Here is a 16,426-nt window from a genome sequence, read left to right as displayed (position 1 = left end):
GCGCCTGTTTGATCCGCAATCAGGCTCACCAATTTTTCGCGGCGCGAAGGAACATTCGAGGCCGCTCCCGGTTCGGCGGCGAGGAACTTACCTCCAACTTAAAAGAGGCAGTGGTTTCGTGACGTCGAAGAAAGTTCGTATCGGCATTGTCGGCGTAGGCAACTGCGCATCATCCCTTGTGCAAGGTCTCTCCTACTATCGCCACGCCAATGGCAACGAGCCGATCCCCGGACTGATGCATGCCGATCTCGGGGGCTACCATGTCGATGATGTCGAGGTGGTCTGCGCCTTCGATGTTGCGAAAAACAAGGTTGGGCGCGATGTGGCGGAAGCGATCTACACCGCGCCCAACAACACCTTCCGTTTCGCCGATGTCGCTCCGATCGGGGTGCGCGTTGAGCGCGGCCCGACGATGGACGGAATCGGCAAATATCTGCGCGATGAGATCGAAGAGTCGGGTGAACCGGTCGCGGACGTGAGCGCACGGCTCAAGGAAAGCGGGACCGAGGTGCTCATATGCTACCTTCCGGTCGGCTCCGAAGAGGCTGCGCACTTCTATGCCGAATGCGCACTGGACGCCGGCTGCGCCTTCGTCAATTGCATTCCTGTGTTCATTGCTTCACGACCGGAATGGCGTAAGCGCTTCGAGGACCGCGGCCTTCCCTTGGTCGGCGACGACATCAAGAGCCAGGTCGGTGCAACCATCGTGCACCGGCTGCTCGCCAATCTCTTCCGCGAACGCGGCGTGCGCATCGATCGCACCTATCAGCTCAACTTCGGCGGCAACACCGACTTCCTCAACATGCTCGAGCGCGAGCGGCTGGAATCGAAGAAAATCTCGAAGACGCAGTCCGTCACCAGCCAGCTCGATGTCCCGCTTGAGGCCGGCAACATCCATGTCGGACCCAGCGACCACGTCCCCTGGCTGACCGATCGCAAATGGGCCTATATCCGGGTCGAGGGCACCACCTTCGGCGGGGTGCCGCTCAACGCCGAGCTCAAGCTGGAGGTTTGGGATTCGCCCAACTCGGCAGGCGTGGTCATCGACGCTGTCCGCTGCGCGAAGCTCGCCCTCGACCGCGGCATCGCCGGCGCGCTCACCGGCCCTAGCAGCTACTTCATGAAGTCGCCGCCGGAGCAGTTCACCGACGCAGAGGCGCGCCTGCGCACGCTCGCCTTCATCGCCGGCAATGACGAGCCGATGCTGGACGCCGCCGAATGACCACCACGTTCTTTCTCATCCGCCATGCGGCGCACGATCACGTCGGCTCGTACCTGGCCGGGCGGCTCGAAGGCGTTCGCCTCGGCGAAGCCGGCCAGGCGCAGGCGCTCCAGCTCGCGCGGCGGATGGCGCGAGAGCCGCTCGCCGCGATCTTCAGCAGTCCGCGCGAGCGCACGCTCGAAACGGCGAAGCCGATCGCCATCGCTTGCGAGATTGAGAAGATCGCGATCTGCAAGGAACTCGACGAGATCGACTTCGGCGAGTGGTCCGGCAAGACCTTCGAAGAGCTGAACGGCGATGCAAGCTGGCGACTTTGGAACGACCAACGCCAGAGCGCCCGCACGCCGAGCGGCGAGACCATGCTGGATGTCCAGCACAGGATGATCGGCCTGATGGACGCATTGCGCGAGAATGGACAGGGCCAGTGCATCGCGCTTGTCAGCCATGCCGATGTGATCAAGGCGGCTGTCTGCGCGATCCTTGGCCTGCAACTCGGCGATTGCTTTCGCTTCGATATCGCGCCGGCCTCCATCACAACGGTCGTCCACGGCGACTGGGGTTCCAAGCTGATTCGTTTAAACGAAATCGCCTGACGGGAGCGGTAACCGATGCGCATGGTTATTTTCGGTCTCGCCGTCACCTCCTCATGGGGCAACGGACATGCCACGCTCTGGCGCGGACTGATTGGCGCGCTGGCGCCGCTTGGCTGGTCGATCACCTTTTTCGAGCGCGACACACCCTACTATGCCGGCGCCAGGGACATCGACCGATTGAACGGCGGCGATGTCGTTCTCTACCCGGCTTGGGAGGATATCCGCCAAGCGGCCGAGACGGCGATACGGCAGGCCGCCGTCGTCATCGTCACCTCCTATTGCCCAGACGCTATCGAGGCCTCGCGGCTCGCCAACGATATCTGTCGCGGGCTGAAAGTGTTCTATGACCTCGATACACCGGTGACGCTGGCGAGCATCGAGCGAGGTGATCATCCAGCCTATTTCGAGCCGGACAGCTTGTCCGATTTCGACTTGATCCTGAGCTATACCGGGGGGCCGGCCATCGATGCGCTGAGGTCCATCCTGGGCGTGCGCCATGTCCTGCCGCTCTACGGCCATGTCGACCCAGACCGGCACCGGCCGGCGCAGCCAAGGTCCGAATTTGCCGGCGACCTGTCGTATCTCGGTACCTATGCCGAGGACCGGCAGAAAGCCGTGGAAACACTGCTCGTCGCTGCCGCCGCCCGGCTTCCGGACCGCCGTTTCATCATCGGCGGGGCGCAGTACCCGCAGGACTTCCCATGGAGCAGCAATATCTTTTTCGTCAGGCATCTGCCGCCCGCCGATCACCCTGCCTTCTTTTCCTCCTCGCGCCTGACGCTGAACGTCACCCGCGAGTCGATGGCGCGAAAGGGCTGGTGCCCGTCAGGCCGTCTGTTCGAGGCAGCCGCCTGCGGCGCCGCGATCATTTCCGACAACTGGGCAGGCCTCGACAGCTTCTTCACGCCGGGCAGCGATATCCTTCTGGCGCACAGCACCGGCGATGTCGTTGCTGCGCTTGGCCTGTCCGACAATGAGATCGCGACGCTCGGCCGCCGCGCCAGGGAGCGCGTCCTCGACGAGCACACATCCGCGCATCGTGCCGCCGAACTCGACCGAATCCTGAACGACGCTTTCGCGTCCAAGGCGAGAGGGACAATGGAGGAAGTCGTCTGATGTTGGGCATCGTGCCTGCCGCCGGTCGCGGCAGCCGCATTCAGCCGCTGGGCTTTTCCAAGGAGCTGCTGCCGGTCGGCAGCCGGCTCGACGGGCAGACCGAGCGCCCATGCGCAGTGAGCGAATATCTGGTGCGGCGGATGGTGCGCAACGGCGTCGACCGCATCTGCTTCATCATCGGTTCCGGCAAGTCGGACATCCTTGAATATTACGCCGCCGGCTATGGCGATGCCGCGGCAATCTTCGTGGCGCAGCCGTCTCCGGTTGGACTGTGCGACGCTATCTTCCGCGCCGCGCCGCTCGTAACGCCGGAAGAAACGGTCTTGATAGGCCTGCCCGACACGATCTGGTTTCCTGAAGACGGCTTCTGCCATCTGGCCGACGACCGGCTGTCCTTCCTGATGTTTCCGGTCGATCGCCCGGAACTGTTCGACGCCGTCGTGCTCGATGGCAACGGGCGGGTCGAGCAGATCCAGGTCAAGCAAGCAGACGCCGCGACAAACTGGGTCTGGGGCGCCTTCAAGATGCCAGGTCGTATCTTCCATCAGCTTGCTGCGCTTTGGCGCCAGCGCGACGGCGTCGACGAGTATTTCGGCACTCTGGTCAACGCCTATCTCGACGGCGGAGGCGAAGCCTACGGTGTCAAGGCCGGGACTGCCTATGTCGATGTCGGTACTTTCAACGGCTACCGCACGGCGCTCAGGCTGCTCGAAAGCAATGATGCCGTCGATGATCTGACCCTGACGATATTCGCATCGCAGGACCGTTCGGCAGTGCCAACCGTTCCAGGCGAAGGAGCTTAGCCATGCTGCATTCCAGCACGGAAATACGTCGCCGCATCGACGCATTAGGGCCGTGGTTTCACAATATGGAACTGGCGGGCGTGGAGACCGCTCCCGATCATTTCCTTGGCAACTACCCGCTGATCAAATGGCGCAAATTCGCGGATGCCATTCCGACTGACCTCTCGGGCAAGTCGGTGCTCGATATCGGCTGCAACGCAGGCTTCTACTCGATCGAAATGAAGAAACGTGGGGCCGATCGCGTGCTCGGAATCGACTTCGACGAAGCATATCTCGCCCAGGCGCGCTTCGCCGCCGAGATCGCCGACTGCGACATCGAGTTCAGGGAATTGTCGGTCTACGACGTCGCATCGCTCGGCGAGCGCTTCGATATCGTGCTGTTCATGGGCGTGCTTTACCACCTGCGCCACCCGCTGCTGGCGCTCGACCTGATCCGCGCGCATGTCGCGAGCGACCTGATGATCTTCCAGTCGATGCAGCGCGGCAGCGGCAAGGTCCTCCCGCTTGAGCAGAACTACCATTTCTGGACACGCGACCTCTTCGATCAGCACGAATTTCCGAAACTGCACTTCATCGAGCATCGCTATGCGGACGACCCCACCAACTGGTGGATCCCGAATCGCGCCTGCACCGAAGCGATGCTGCGCAGCGCCGGCTTCGAGATCGTGCTTCACCCTGAAGACGAGGTCTATTTCTGCCGCGCGGCCGGCAAGCCGGCGGACGGCGCCGCCGTCTATCCAGCGAAAGGAGAGGCCGATGATTGAAGCTGCCATGCTCTGGAACGAACCGAACAACAAATCGCATTGGGATCCCGAGCTCGATCCGGACTGGAGCCGTTTCGCCGCAATGGCAACCCTGGCGGCCGATGCGATCTATCGGGAGAATCCCGCCCTCACAAAGGTGCTGGGCGGCATTTCGCCGATCGATGCCGGCTTCATGACGCGCATGAAGGATTTCGGCGTGCTCGACCATGTCGACGCTGTCGCGGTGCATGGCTTCCCGCTCGATTGGAACCTTTGGCAGATTCATGAATGGCCGCAGAAGCTTGGCGAGATTGCCGCTGTCACCGATCTGCCGATCTGGGTCAGCGAAGTCGGCGTCTCGACTTTCGGCGCCGAGGAGATCCAGCTCTGGGGCCTGCGCCGCACCGCCGAGCTGCTGCTCGATATCGCGCCGCGGGTGCAGTGGTACAGCCTCTATGATCTTCCGCGTTCGTGGGAGGCGACAACGCGCCATCGGGAAGCGGAAGGTTCGTCTTATTACAGGCATTTCTACATGGGCCTGCTTCGCGAGGACGGCACGCCCAAGCCGGCGCTCGAGGAATTCGTGCGCCATACCCCGCAAATGGGCCTGGTCCAGTGGTTTCATTACGAGGACCATCGGCTGGACGACGCCGTGGCCTGGATGGAACGGCTGGGTGTCACCCATCTGCGCACCGGCCTGTCCTGGGCCGACAGTTTTCGGCCGAATGCGCTGGACTGGTTCGACAGACAGATGGAAGCGCTCGCCGACTTCAACGTCACGGTCACCTTCTGCTTCACGCCGGAACATCGCGGGCTTCAGCCTCATCACACCAGCCCGCCCCAGATCCCCGAGGAATTCGCCGAGTTCTGCGCGGCGATGATCCGACGCTACGCTCCCGCGATTGGCGACGACATGGCAGAAATGCAACGTGTGTCGGCGGCATGGTGAGGCCCGGCTCGACCAGCGATGACACTGACAGTCCTCAACGTCGCCTACCCTCTCGCGCCCGTCGGGCCGGATGCGGTCGGCGGGGCCGAGCAGGTGTTGTCGGCGCTGGATCGGGCGCTCGTTGAGAAAGGCCACCGTTCGATTGTCGTCGCCTGCCAAGGGTCAAGCACGGCCGGCGTCCTGGTGGAAACACCAGCCGAAACAGGCGTGCTCGACGAGGCGGCGAAGAAGCGTGCCCATCAAGCGCATCGTGATGCGATAGCAGCCGCCCGGGCGCGCTGGCCGATCGACGTCGTTCACCTCCACGGGATCGATTTCGATGCCTATCTGCCTGGCGATGGTCCTACCCTGGTGACACTGCACCTGCCACTCGGCTGGTACCCGCCCGAGGTGCTTGCGCCATCGCGCGAGGACTTGTGGGTGCACGCGGTCTCGCAGGCGCAGCACAGGACGGCTCCGGCAGGGTCGAGACTGGCGGAGCCTATTCCAAACGGCGTTGACATCGCTGCACTGAACCAGCCCCGGTCGCGGCGCAATTTCGCGCTGGTGCTCAGCCGCATCTGCCCGGAGAAGGGCGTCCATCTCGCGATCGAGGCAGCCAAGCGCGCGGGCGTCTCCCTGGCAATCGCCGGCCAAGTCTATCCTTATGAGACCCATCTGCGCTATTTCGCCGATGAGGTCCGTCCTCGGCTCGATCGGCAGCGGCGTTTTCTTGGGCCACTCGGGTTTTGCGCCAAGCGGCGCTTGCTCAACGCCGCCCGCTGCCTGGTCATTCCCAGCCTTGCCCCGGAGACAAGCTCGCTTGTCGCGATGGAGGCGCTTGCCTGCGGCACGCCGGTCGTCGCGTTCCCGAACGGCGCCCTTCCCGATGTCGTCCAGCATGGCAGGACCGGATTCCTGGTCAATGACATCGAGGAAATGGCGAAGGCCATCATCGCTTCCGGAGCCTTGGACCACGAGGCATGCCGGGCCGAAGCGCGCCGCCGCTTCTCGCTTGAGCGCATGATCACATCCTACATGGATGCTTACGAAGCACTGGCGAAGCTTGGCACCCGTCGCGCCTTGCTGGGAACCGCTTGATGAGCGGTCTGCGCACCGAGATCATCCGTGATGCGAGAGCGTTCGTGGATCTGGAGCCGCATTGGTGGCAGCTCTGGCGGCTGAGCATCTCGGCTACGCCGTTCCAGTCTCCCGCCTGGCTCATTCCCTGGTGGCAGACATTCGCGCCCGGCGACCTTGCGGCCATTGCAGTGTGGAGCGGAGACGCCCTCGCCGGCTTGGCGCCGCTCTATGTCGAAAGGCATGATCGCGGTCAGCGCCTGCTTCCCATCGGGATTTCGCTGAGCGACTACCTCGATATCCTGTGCGTGCCGGAGCTGGAGGCGAAGGCTGGCGCCGCCATTGCCGACGCGGTGCTCTCGCTTGAATGGTCGCAATGGATCCAGCCTGACCTCTCGGCCGATGCCCTATCGATGTGGCTCGAATTGCCGAATACCGAAGAAAGCCGAGCGATGGCGCACGCCGCCTGTCCCGTGCTCCTGCTCGACGGCGATCGAACTCTGGCCCGTTCGGTTCCGGCGAGACGAAGACGCCAGTTGCGCCGCGCCGAGCGAGCCGCCCGGCGTAGAGGCGCCGTTGTCGTCAGCCGGAACGAGTCCGATCCGCAGATATTTCTCGATGAGCTGGTCCGACTGCATGGCGCACGCTGGGTCGGTCATGGTGGGGGCGTGCTGTCCGACATGGCTGTGGAATTTCACCGTAAGGCCCTGCCACGACTTGCCGATAGCGGCCTGGCCCGATGCCTGACGATCCAGATCGGCGATGCCATCGTCGGCGCCTATTACGGATTTCATCATCGCAATCGAGCCTATGCTTATCTCGGCGGTTTCGATCCGGCCTATGCCGACGAAAGCCCCGGCGCGATTCTGATCGGCCATGCCATAGCGGGAGCCGCCCACGAAGGCGCGCGCGAGTTCGATTTCCTGCGCGGCCGGGAAAGCTACAAATACGGTTGGGGCGCAAAAGACCGCTGGACGGCGCAGAAGGTCTGGACCCGGAGCGCGCCGCAGTGAACATGGCGAGGCAAACCGGCGCGATTGCCAGACGCCTGCTGCAGGATTGCATGGCCGACGGCCTCTCCGTCGACAACGCGCTGGCCAGATTGGCCGTCTATGTGGATAAGTCGACCAGCGCGGCGCAATTGGCGAATATCGCCCTCGACATGCGCCCGAGCCAGGCTCCCGAGCGATGCTGGCTGGAACATTTGGCCACGAGACTTCGGGACAGGCCCTCGGCCTTCGACGACGTGCGCAGGACCGCTGCCTGCGTGTCTCATGACCGTGCCAACGACGAAACGGCCGCCATGACCATCGAGCGGCTGGCCGGCGGCTTCGATCGGGCGGCGGCCATCTCCCCGGCAGCCAGCGTGCAACTGTCGTCGCTTGGCGACGAGGACAGGCTTTCGGCCACGACCGGCGAGATTGCCTCGTGGCTGGAACGGCACGGCATCCTCGGCATCCGCAAGCACATACTGGACATCGGCTGCGGCATCGGACGCCTCGAACATGCGCTTGGCGGCATGGCGGAACGTATCGTCGGCATCGATATCTCACCCAGGATGATCGCCATCGCGCGTCGGCGATGCGCCGGCGTCGCCAACGTGGAATTCCGCCTGACCTCGGGCATGGATCTCGGCGACTTCGCCGATCAAAGCTTCGACGACGTGCTGGCTCTCGACAGTTTTCCTTACCTGGTGCTTGCCGGTGTTGCCGAGCGGCATTTCGGCGAGATCGCGCGTGTGCTGCGGCCAGGAGGAATGGCGGCAGTCCTCAACTATTCCTATCGGACATCGGACATCGATTCCCGCGATATCAAACGTCTTGCCCGTGCATATCGCATGGAAGTCTTGGTTGACGGCGAAATGCCTTTCGGCAGTTGGGACGGCACGGCCTTCCTTATCCGCCGTGACGGCGGAACATAACGCGCGAGCAGCAGTTTGGTCGCCGGACAGTTTCACGCAGGCAGACCAGGGAGAAGAACAATGGCGTCCGGCGGTAAGAAGCATATGGGCCGCGGCAGCCAGGGCAAGAGCTCCGGAACCGGAGCGAAGACAACGCTCGCAAAGGACATGGTCGGCGAGAACGACATCTTGTCGAATCGGGACAAGAAGCAGCATACCGAGCAACGCGGTCTGGACGGCAACCGGGTCAAATCCGATCAGTACCAGGACCACGCAGCGAACCGTCTCCCGAAGGATTGAGCGCATGCTCGCGGATCGCCTCTTGCCACGAAATCCGAAGGCAGCGATCCGGAAACCCACAGCTTGCGGCGAACGCCTTGCAAAGGACGGTCGAGTATGACTCAGTGAGTTCTGAAGGGGCCCTCTATTGTTAAGAGAATGCAATGTCTCGCAGGAGCCAGCGCGATCTGTGCGCCCAGGCAATCCAGAGCTTGGACCAGGAGATCGCATCCCTGTTGATCGCCATCGAGCGGGAGAAGGTCCCTGACCGGCTGACCAGGCTTGCACTCGAACTGCAGAACGCGCTGATCGAAAAGCGCAAAGGCGATATTACGGCTGAGCGCGGCTGAAGACGTCGCCGGCAAGGATGCTGCACTGTTTCATGCCGAAACGCCCTATCTCTTTGTTTTTACGCAATTCCGGACGGAAAACCGCTCATACTCTCGGCGCTGCTCTAGCGTCTTGCGGCTTCGGTATCCCAATGGTCGTCCGAAAATTGACGTCGTCGCTCGATCAGCGCCCGCGGCGAGCTTTCCCCGAGGAACTCAAGAACACCGGCACGAGCACGATTGAGACGGCTTTTGACGGTGCCGACCGCGCAACCGCATATCTCAGCAGTTTCTTCGTAGCTTACGCCCAGCACACCGATCAGCACCAGAACCTCACGCTGATGGGACGGCAGTTTCTGGATGGCTTGATGCACTTCCTTGCTTTGGACGGACCAATCCTGCGACGGTTCCGAAATCGGCCGGCTGGAGGCGCAGTCAAGCAACCCAGGAGCCTCCCTGGCGGCGGCTTTGATGCGCGTGTAATGGGTGTTGCGCATGATCGTGAAGAGCCAGGACTTCAGGCGCGTGCCCGGCTCGAACTTGTCCAGGTTGGCAAGTCCCTTGGCCAATGTCTCCTGCACGAGATCGTCGGCATCGTCGGGCGCCCGACAGAACGTTCGCGCAAAGGCCCGCAAGGCAGGAATAAGATCGACGACGGAGATCTCACCGCCGTCAGGGTTCGACAAATTATGCTCTCTAGATGACAATTTTCCGGACCCAGCAAACAGGAGTGGATGAGATGCAGACTAGGGAAAATGCCTGAGAAAAAGGAACGTTCCTGTTTCCATCGTTCGGCCGAAACTTTTGGCCAAGGGGGCTCCATCGATGGGAGCGGCAACATTTCAATGGGTCGCTTCGATCCTCGGTTCCTCGACATACCAAGGCATGGAAATGATCGCGATGTCCGATCCGCCGAACTCGAGCAGTTTGGCGTGCAGTCGGCGGGCGCGATGGGTATGCAGGATGTACTGCCACCAATTGGGCGGCACAACCTCGGGAAGCAGCACCGCAACCGTGCGGCCACCGAACTCCTCTCGCAGCACCCCGATCTCCTTCAGCAGTGGCTCGTACATCAGCCGGTAGTCGGCATTCAGGAGAACGAGGCGGGGCGGGCGCAGGCCAGCCGCCTTCGCCGGCGCTTCCACATCATTCGACCACCTCCCACGAATTGCGCGCTCTTCGTCGCTCTCTCCACCCGACAGACGCGCCACATGGACGGCAATGACATCTTTCGACACCTGAAAGGCAAAGGAGAGCGCCTTGTCCGCCATCCTGTTCCATCGCTGAGTCACGACGAGAACCACAGGCGGCTGAGTGTTGCCGAGATTGAGCTTTCCGGGCTCGCGCAAAGCGGCCTCAAGATGGTCGTAATAGCGCCGCACCAGCCGCAGGAGCAGGATAACCAGAGGAATAACGATCACCGTTATCCAGGCTCCCTCCCTGAATTTGGCGATGACGATCACGGCGAGCGCCACGGCGGTGATGGCGCCGCCGAGCGCATTGATCGCCAGATGCATGCGATCGCCAGCGCGCTTCGGACCCCTCTCCGTCCGCAACGCCCTCACCCAATGCAGCACCATGCCGGTCTGCGACAGCGTGAAGGTCAGAAAGGCGCCGATGGCGAAGAGCGGGATCAGATGGTCGGTGATGCCGCCAAACACCACCAGCAGCAGCCCCGTGGTCAGTCCGAGGTAGAGTATGCCGACAGAGAAAACCAGCCGGCGACCGACCATTGCGAAGGGCCTGGTAAGATACCCGTCTTCAGCCACCATGCGGCAAAGGCGGGGAAAGTCGACGAAGCTGGTGTTGGCCGAAAGCGCCAGCACGCAGAGCAGGCTGCCGATGGCGATGTAATAGAAAATACCGTCGCCAACCACGGCATGCGCAAGCTGCGAAAGAACGCTTTGATAGCCGTCCTTCTCCTGGTCCATCGCGCCGATGCGATAGCGTGCCGACAGGAAGGCGATACCGCCGAGCAGGAGCCCCAGGATCAGGCAGATCGCCGCCAATGTGCGGCGGCCGTGCCTGACGGGTGGATCCTTAAAGGCGGTCATGCCGTTGCTGACCGCCTCGACACCGGTCATCGCCGTGCAGCCGCTGGCGAAGGCGTGCATCAAGAGCAGCAGGCTCACGCTCCCGGTCTGCTGCGGTAGCGGCGGCGGCGGAATCACCGGCGACGGCTGACCGCCCGATAGGCTCGTCTTCCAGACACCTATCGCAAGGATCGCCAGAAAGCTCGCCACAAAGAGATAGGTGGGCAACGCAAACAGCCTCCCGGCATCCAGCGTGCCGCGCAGGTTGACGATCGTCACTAGAAGCAGGATGCCAAGGCAAAGCCACAGCGTGTAGGAGTGCAGCGAGGGTAGCGCCGAAACCAGCGCGCCGACGCCTGCGGAGATGCCGACGGCAACGTTGAGCACGTAGTCGACCATCAGCGCAGAAGCAGCGAGCAGGCTGGCATTGCGGCCAAGGTTTTCGCGCGAAACGATGTAGGCGCCGCCATTGCTGGGATAGGCCGCAATGGTCTGGCGGTAAGAAAGATAAAGGACGGCGAGCAGGCCGACTATAGCGCCCATGATCGGGCCGATATAGCCGAGGCCGGCCGCGCCGAGCGGGATCAGGATGGTGAGTGCCGCTTCCGGACCATAGGCCGAGGAACCCAGCCCATCGAGGCCCATGGCCGGCACGCCTTCGAAAACGCCGATCTTGCGCTGCGACCATTCCTGATTGGCCAGCCGGCGGCCAAGAATCCATCCAAGTATCGACATGTCACGATCCCGAGAAACGTCTCCCGAAGAGTGCGGAGGGAAGAATGTTCCTCGACGACCGAGCGCGCGACTGGAGGCGCTTGGCACTTCGGCGAAGAAATCGAGCGCCACTTCGACGGGTTTGATATCGTCAGGCCAAGAACAAAGGACGAATAGGCGGCAAACGACTTTTCGTGCCGAGCACACCGATGCTGTCCGAGATCCGAATGCTGTCGAGAGGCGCGGCGAGACCGTTCTGGGCAACGGCTAAGGTGAGCCGTTCTCCGCCAAGTCGCTGACTGGAATGATGGCGCATTGGTGCAAGCTTGCGGGTCTTCCGAAGGGGCCTGACCCTGCATGGATTGCGGAACTCGCTCGGCGTTTATCTGGCGGAGGCCGAGGCCTCAAACAGGCAGCTCATGAATGTATTCGGGCACGACGGTATCGATCATGCGGGAACTCTATTCGCGCAAGGCATCGCAGGTGCGGCTGGCGGTGCACGGGATGGACCGAGTCGTGCGTCTGGTGACGCGCAAGCCGATGCTTGACGAACCTGTTGGCGAACTACCCTACAAAGTATTGATAAATAACGACAATGGCAGACCCGGCGGACATATTGAGGCGATTGATTTCATTGTGTTTTCCGTGGGACAACTCAAGCCTTCCCGTTGTTCCGCATGATCTTGCCACGTTGGACGGTTGCGGAGGCTTATCTCGGTCGGTGTCGCCAACTGCGACTGCATCGGGCTACAGGAGCTGTCCGGATCATGCCCGATAAAATTCCCGATACCATTCCACGAAACGCCGAACCCCGATCTCAATCGGAACCTTCGGCCGGAAGCCGGTCGCTTGCTCAAGTGAGCTGACGTCCGCACAGGTCGCGGGCACGTCACCTGGCTGGAGCGGCATGCCGTTGCGTTTCGCCTTTTTGCCCAGCGCGTCCTCGAGCAGTTCGATCAGGTGGTTCAGCTCGACCGGCGAGCTGCCGCCAATGTTGTGGATCCTGAAGGGCGCATTGCTGGTCGCGGGGTCAGGCGCGGCGCTGTTCCATTCCACATTTGCTGTCGCAGGCAGCTGCATAATACGGACCACGCCCTCGACGATGTCGTCGATATAGGTGAAATCGCGCTGCATGTTGCCATGGTTGAAGACCTCGATCGGCTCGCCCGCGAGTATGGCCCTGGTGAAGATGAACAGGGCCATATCCGGCCGCCCCCATGGTCCGTAAACGGTGAAGAACCGCAGCCCGGTCGTCGGCAGTCGCAGCAGATGGCTGTAGCTATGCGCCATCAGCTCGTTGGCCTTCTTGCTGGCGGCGTAGAGGCTGAGCGGGTGATCGGCGGAATCGTGAACGGAGAACGGCATTCGCGTGCTGCCGCCATAGATCGAGCTCGAGGATGCATAGACCAGGTGGCCGACCGCGGCCTGCCGGCACCCTTCCAGGACATTGAGAAATCCGCTCAGATTGCTTTCGCCATAGGCGTAGGGATTGGTGAGCGAATGACGAACGCCGGCCTGGGCTGCGAGATTGACGACGATTTCCGGATCAACCGAGGCAAAGAGTGCCGAGACGCGGTCCCGGTCGGCGAGATCGGCATGTTCGAACCGGAAATGCGGAAATTCTTCCAGCTGATCGAGTCGAGCCTGCTTCAGGTTGACGTCGTAGTATTCACTCATGGAATCGAGCCCGACAACTTGCCAACCGTCGCAAAGCAGTCTCCGGCACAGATGAAAGCCGATGAAACCCGCTGCGCCGGTGACAAGAACAGGCCTGTTTGATGCCACGGCATATCCCTAACGTTAAGCTGTGACCCGATTCACACCCGTATCTACCCTCGCCTCTCTTTGTCACCGGAAGCATCATCAGAATGATCGATGAAACATCTCTTGCGCAGAGCCATAACCGGACGTCATCTCTAGTTCAGGCAAGCCATGCTCCCGGCATATGTGAATGCACAAGCAGCGGACCAGGACCTTGATGAGGCTTCTCTTCCGCCGGGGCCGCCAAGGTGGGCAGAGGTGCGCGATTATGCCCTGGACCGGGGCGGACCTGTCCTGCGGCCATATCTACCTTTGCCAGCCGGGTTTGCGGACATGGGGATCGGTCCCCGGCTGGAAACCCTCGCCCGGCAACATCCGCGCAAGATCGCCATCAATGACGGCGCGGACGAACTCTCCTATTCGGCGCTCGGCGCCGCGGTCGAAATTCTATCCCGCCGCGTCGCGAATGCCGTTGCCGAAGGCAAGCCGGTCGGAATCTGCCAGCCATGCTCGGTCTGGAGCGTTGTCGCCATGCTCGCCACGATGGCAGCCGGCCGGATTTCGGTTCCGCTCAATGCGAGAGATCCCGGTCCCCGTATCAGAGAGATTGTGGCGGCAGCCCAGCTTTCGGCCATGCTGGGTATCGGCGATAGGCCAAGCGATCTGCCTGCGGACATTCAATGGATCGACATGGGCGCGAGTTCAGCGTCTGAGCGGGAGCTATTGGCAACGCCCCTTCCCCAGCCTTCGGTCGATGCACCGGCCATCATTCTCTATACCTCAGGCAGCACCGGGCGCCCCAAGGGGATTGTCAACAGCCAGCGCAGCTTGCTGTGGCGCGTGCAGCAATATGTCGAAGCGTGCCACATCAATTCGGACGATGTTTTTCTCCCCTTGGCAGGCCTCGCGACGATAGCCGGCTGCAGAGAGATTCTGGCGGCCGTCCTCACCGGGGCCACCTTGCAGCTCGCTGAACTGGAGGCAGTCGGGCTGCGCGGCGTCCGCGCGCGGATGCACGACCAGGGCACGACCGTCACATACGTCGTACCCGCCTTGCTTCGAACGCTGATGGCGGATGCCTGCGCGGAGACGTTCAAATCGCTACGGGTCGTCCGAGTCGGCGGTGAGAAAGTGCTGTGGTCCGACATCGCCCTTCTGCGCAAAGCCGTCCCGCCGCAGTGCCTCGTCCAGATCGGCTATTCGTCCACGGAAACGACGGGATCGCAGTGGTTCGTGCCATCGGCCTCCCAGAACACCGAGCCCGACGTGCCGGTCGGGCGGCTTTTGCCAGGAATCGCGTTCTCGATTGTCGATGACGAGGGACGGGTCGTCCCGCCCGGAGAAACCGGAGAGCTCGTGATCAAGAGCCCCTATGTCCTGCTGGGGCATTGGGAGAATGGCGCCGTCATCCCTGTCGATTCGGACCCCGACAATCCGCGCGAGCGTATTTTTCCGACCGGTGATCTCGTACGATTGGACAATGATGGTTTGCTGAGGATCGTTGGCCGAAAGGGGCGGCAGATAAAGGTCAACGGGCGACGCATCGAGCCGGCCGAACTCGAAAGAGTTCTGCGATCCGCTGCATCGGTTCAGGACGCTGTGGCGATCGTAACGGAGGCATCTGAACTGGTCGCATTCGCCGTTCCGGGCGACGAGGCCGGTCCGGATTTCGTGGAGGACCTGCGCCGGCTGATTGCCGAGACGCTCCCTCCAGCGCTGCGGCCCGTGCGGCTGCACCGCGTGAACGAGATTCCCTGCCTCGACGGCGGCAAGATCGACCTCGTCAAACTTGGTAAAATGGACATCCTCGCCAGGAGGCCGGTCACCGCCGCCGATCCCGCCGGTTCGTATGCCGATTCCGCGGTCGCCAAGGTGGTACAGAAAGCATGGGGCAAGGTTCTCAACACGCCGGTGGTTGTAGGCAGGTGGGACGAGGCAGGAGGAGACTCGCTGAAGCTGCTGCACTACGTGATGGAGATCGAGAATCTCATCGGCCAGGAACTCGGTCTTGAGAGTTTCACCGTCGAGATGAGCGCGAGCGACATGGTGAAGGCCGTCGTCGCGGCGCAGGCAGTTGCATCCGGCAAAGCCGCTCCCGAGCATAACCCGCCGCTGCTTTTCCTGTTTCCCGGATCTGTCGGCTACGGTCCGAGCCTTGCCGCCTTTGCCTCCGCCATGGGAAAAACCGCGAAGGTGATACCAGTCAGATATCCCGGCCTCGCTCTCATCCTTCGCGGACAGAGCGACCTTGCCAGCATGGCGGACGCCGCGGTCCAGCAAATCAACCGCGCCCAGCCATCCGGAGATATCAGGCTCCTCGGCCACTCGCTCGGAGGCGCGGTCGCCTTGGAGGTCGCCGTGCGCCTGCTCCAAGCCGGGCGGTCGGTCAAGTTCATCGGCATCCTCGACACAAGCCTTGAAGGCGAGCGCAGCCGCCTATGGGACACCATCACCCGTACAGTGCGCCGGCTGCGGTCCAACCGCATATCGTTCCAGCGCGTCGCCTGCCGTGCCCTGGCGAAGATTGCGGTCAGATTGGGTTACGAAAGCCATCTCGCGCGCGCCATCGACCGTTACACCGAAGGCCAGTTCAATGGGGCGTGCTTCCGGATCAAGCTGGAATTGCAGGAAGTGTTGCGGGCGCAGGCGTTTTTCCGCTGGTTGGAAAAGCCCAAGACCATGCTTCCGATCCAAGGGACCCTGTTTCGCTGCGCACGTCCGGGCATGTCCCGCGCCATCGGATGGGATCAAGTGTTTCGCGACCTGCAGGTGATCCCGATCGTGGGCACTCACATCGATCTCGTGGTGGAGCCTCACGTCGCGACCAACCGTCCGCTGATCGAAAAGGCGGTCCTGCAAACATATACGCGGGCCGAGTCCCTGCAATTGGAGGGCCAAGCAGCGTGATCTCGGGATTCACCAGGG

15 protein-coding genes and 1 pseudogene are annotated in these 16,426 nt (G+C 62.2%); 13 read left to right on the top strand and 3 right to left on the bottom strand.

Going from position 1 to position 16,426, the window contains the following annotated elements; genetic code table 11:
* Positions 1–118: 118 nt before the first annotated feature.
* The 11 genes from MJ8_RS08425 to MJ8_RS08375 all read left to right on the top strand — a co-directional run bounded on the left by MJ8_RS08425 (position 119) and on the right by MJ8_RS08375 (position 9,014).
* Positions 119–1,222: an inositol-3-phosphate synthase gene (locus tag MJ8_RS08425; RefSeq protein WP_201413952.1), complete on the top strand. Its 1,104-nt coding sequence runs from the start codon at positions 119–121 to the stop codon at positions 1,220–1,222.
* A complete protein-coding gene (locus MJ8_RS08420) occupies positions 1,219–1,815 on the top strand; it encodes a histidine phosphatase family protein (protein ID WP_201413951.1) in 597 nt (198 codons plus the stop codon). Before MJ8_RS08425 ends, MJ8_RS08420 begins: the two co-directional genes overlap by 4 nt.
* A 15-nt stretch (positions 1,816–1,830) precedes the next feature.
* Entirely contained in the window at positions 1,831–2,931 is a 1,101-nt protein-coding gene (locus MJ8_RS08415; protein ID WP_201413950.1) for a glycosyltransferase, read from the top strand.
* Positions 2,931–3,734 (top strand): sugar phosphate nucleotidyltransferase, encoded by an 804-nt coding sequence (locus MJ8_RS08410; RefSeq protein ID WP_201413949.1) that lies wholly within the window; start codon positions 2,931–2,933, stop codon positions 3,732–3,734. The genes MJ8_RS08415 and MJ8_RS08410 overlap by 1 nt, the downstream gene beginning before the upstream one ends.
* A gap of 2 nt (positions 3,735–3,736) precedes the next feature.
* On the top strand, positions 3,737–4,498 hold the full coding sequence (locus tag MJ8_RS08405; RefSeq protein ID WP_140833371.1) for a TIGR04290 family methyltransferase: 762 nt from the start codon (positions 3,737–3,739) through the stop codon (positions 4,496–4,498).
* Entirely contained in the window at positions 4,491–5,426 is a 936-nt protein-coding gene (locus MJ8_RS08400) for a beta-xylosidase (RefSeq protein ID WP_201413948.1), read from the top strand. Before MJ8_RS08405 ends, MJ8_RS08400 begins: the two co-directional genes overlap by 8 nt.
* 18 nt (positions 5,427–5,444) lie before the next feature.
* A complete protein-coding gene (locus MJ8_RS08395) occupies positions 5,445–6,506 on the top strand; it encodes a glycosyltransferase (RefSeq protein ID WP_201413947.1) in 1,062 nt (353 codons plus the stop codon).
* Between the two features lie 197 nt (positions 6,507–6,703).
* Positions 6,704–7,498, top strand: a complete 795-nt coding sequence (locus tag MJ8_RS08390; RefSeq protein WP_225248191.1) for a GNAT family N-acetyltransferase — start codon at positions 6,704–6,706, stop codon at positions 7,496–7,498.
* 2 nt (positions 7,499–7,500) lie between these two features.
* Positions 7,501–8,406 carry a class I SAM-dependent methyltransferase gene (locus tag MJ8_RS08385; RefSeq protein WP_201413945.1) on the top strand — a complete coding sequence of 302 codons (906 nt, stop codon included), beginning with the start codon at positions 7,501–7,503 and terminating at the stop codon, positions 8,404–8,406.
* Positions 8,407–8,466: 60 nt separating this feature from the next.
* A complete protein-coding gene (locus MJ8_RS08380) occupies positions 8,467–8,685 on the top strand; it encodes a hypothetical protein (RefSeq protein ID WP_140833379.1) in 219 nt (72 codons plus the stop codon).
* A gap of 143 nt (positions 8,686–8,828) precedes the next feature.
* Positions 8,829–9,014: a hypothetical protein gene (locus MJ8_RS08375; protein WP_201413944.1), complete on the top strand. Its 186-nt coding sequence runs from the start codon at positions 8,829–8,831 to the stop codon at positions 9,012–9,014.
* Between the two features lie 104 nt (positions 9,015–9,118).
* Here the strand turns inward: MJ8_RS08375 and MJ8_RS08370 are convergent, their stop codons facing one another.
* The gene (locus tag MJ8_RS08370; RefSeq protein ID WP_140833383.1) at positions 9,119–9,679 is read right to left on the bottom strand and encodes a sigma-70 family RNA polymerase sigma factor; all 561 of its coding nucleotides are present in this window, start codon (positions 9,677–9,679) and stop codon (positions 9,119–9,121) included.
* Between the two features lie 156 nt (positions 9,680–9,835).
* Positions 9,836–11,761 carry an APC family permease gene (locus MJ8_RS08365; RefSeq protein ID WP_201413943.1) on the bottom strand — a complete coding sequence of 642 codons (1,926 nt, stop codon included), beginning with the start codon at positions 11,759–11,761 and terminating at the stop codon, positions 9,836–9,838.
* 143 nt (positions 11,762–11,904) lie between these two features.
* Here MJ8_RS08365 and MJ8_RS32255 point away from each other — a divergent pair.
* Positions 11,905–12,265, top strand: a pseudogene (locus MJ8_RS32255) (tyrosine-type recombinase/integrase); the annotation flags it as partial.
* A gap of 240 nt (positions 12,266–12,505) precedes the next feature.
* On the opposite strand, the gene MJ8_RS08355 reads toward MJ8_RS32255, so the two are convergent.
* Positions 12,506–13,525, bottom strand: coding sequence for an NAD-dependent epimerase (locus MJ8_RS08355; RefSeq protein WP_201413942.1), 1,020 nt, complete (start codon positions 13,523–13,525; stop codon positions 12,506–12,508).
* Positions 13,526–13,834: 309 nt separating this feature from the next.
* Between MJ8_RS08355 and MJ8_RS08350 the strand changes: the two genes are divergently transcribed.
* The gene (locus tag MJ8_RS08350) at positions 13,835–16,408 is read left to right on the top strand and encodes an AMP-binding protein (RefSeq protein ID WP_318528208.1); all 2,574 of its coding nucleotides are present in this window, start codon (positions 13,835–13,837) and stop codon (positions 16,406–16,408) included.
* Positions 16,409–16,426: the final 18 nt, after the last annotated feature.

It is taken from the genome of Mesorhizobium sp. J8 (assembly GCF_016591715.1).
GTDB lineage: Bacteria > Pseudomonadota > Alphaproteobacteria > Rhizobiales > Rhizobiaceae > Mesorhizobium.
The sequence above is the reverse complement of the archived record's forward strand: the minus strand, read 5'-3'. Positions and strand labels throughout refer to the sequence as shown.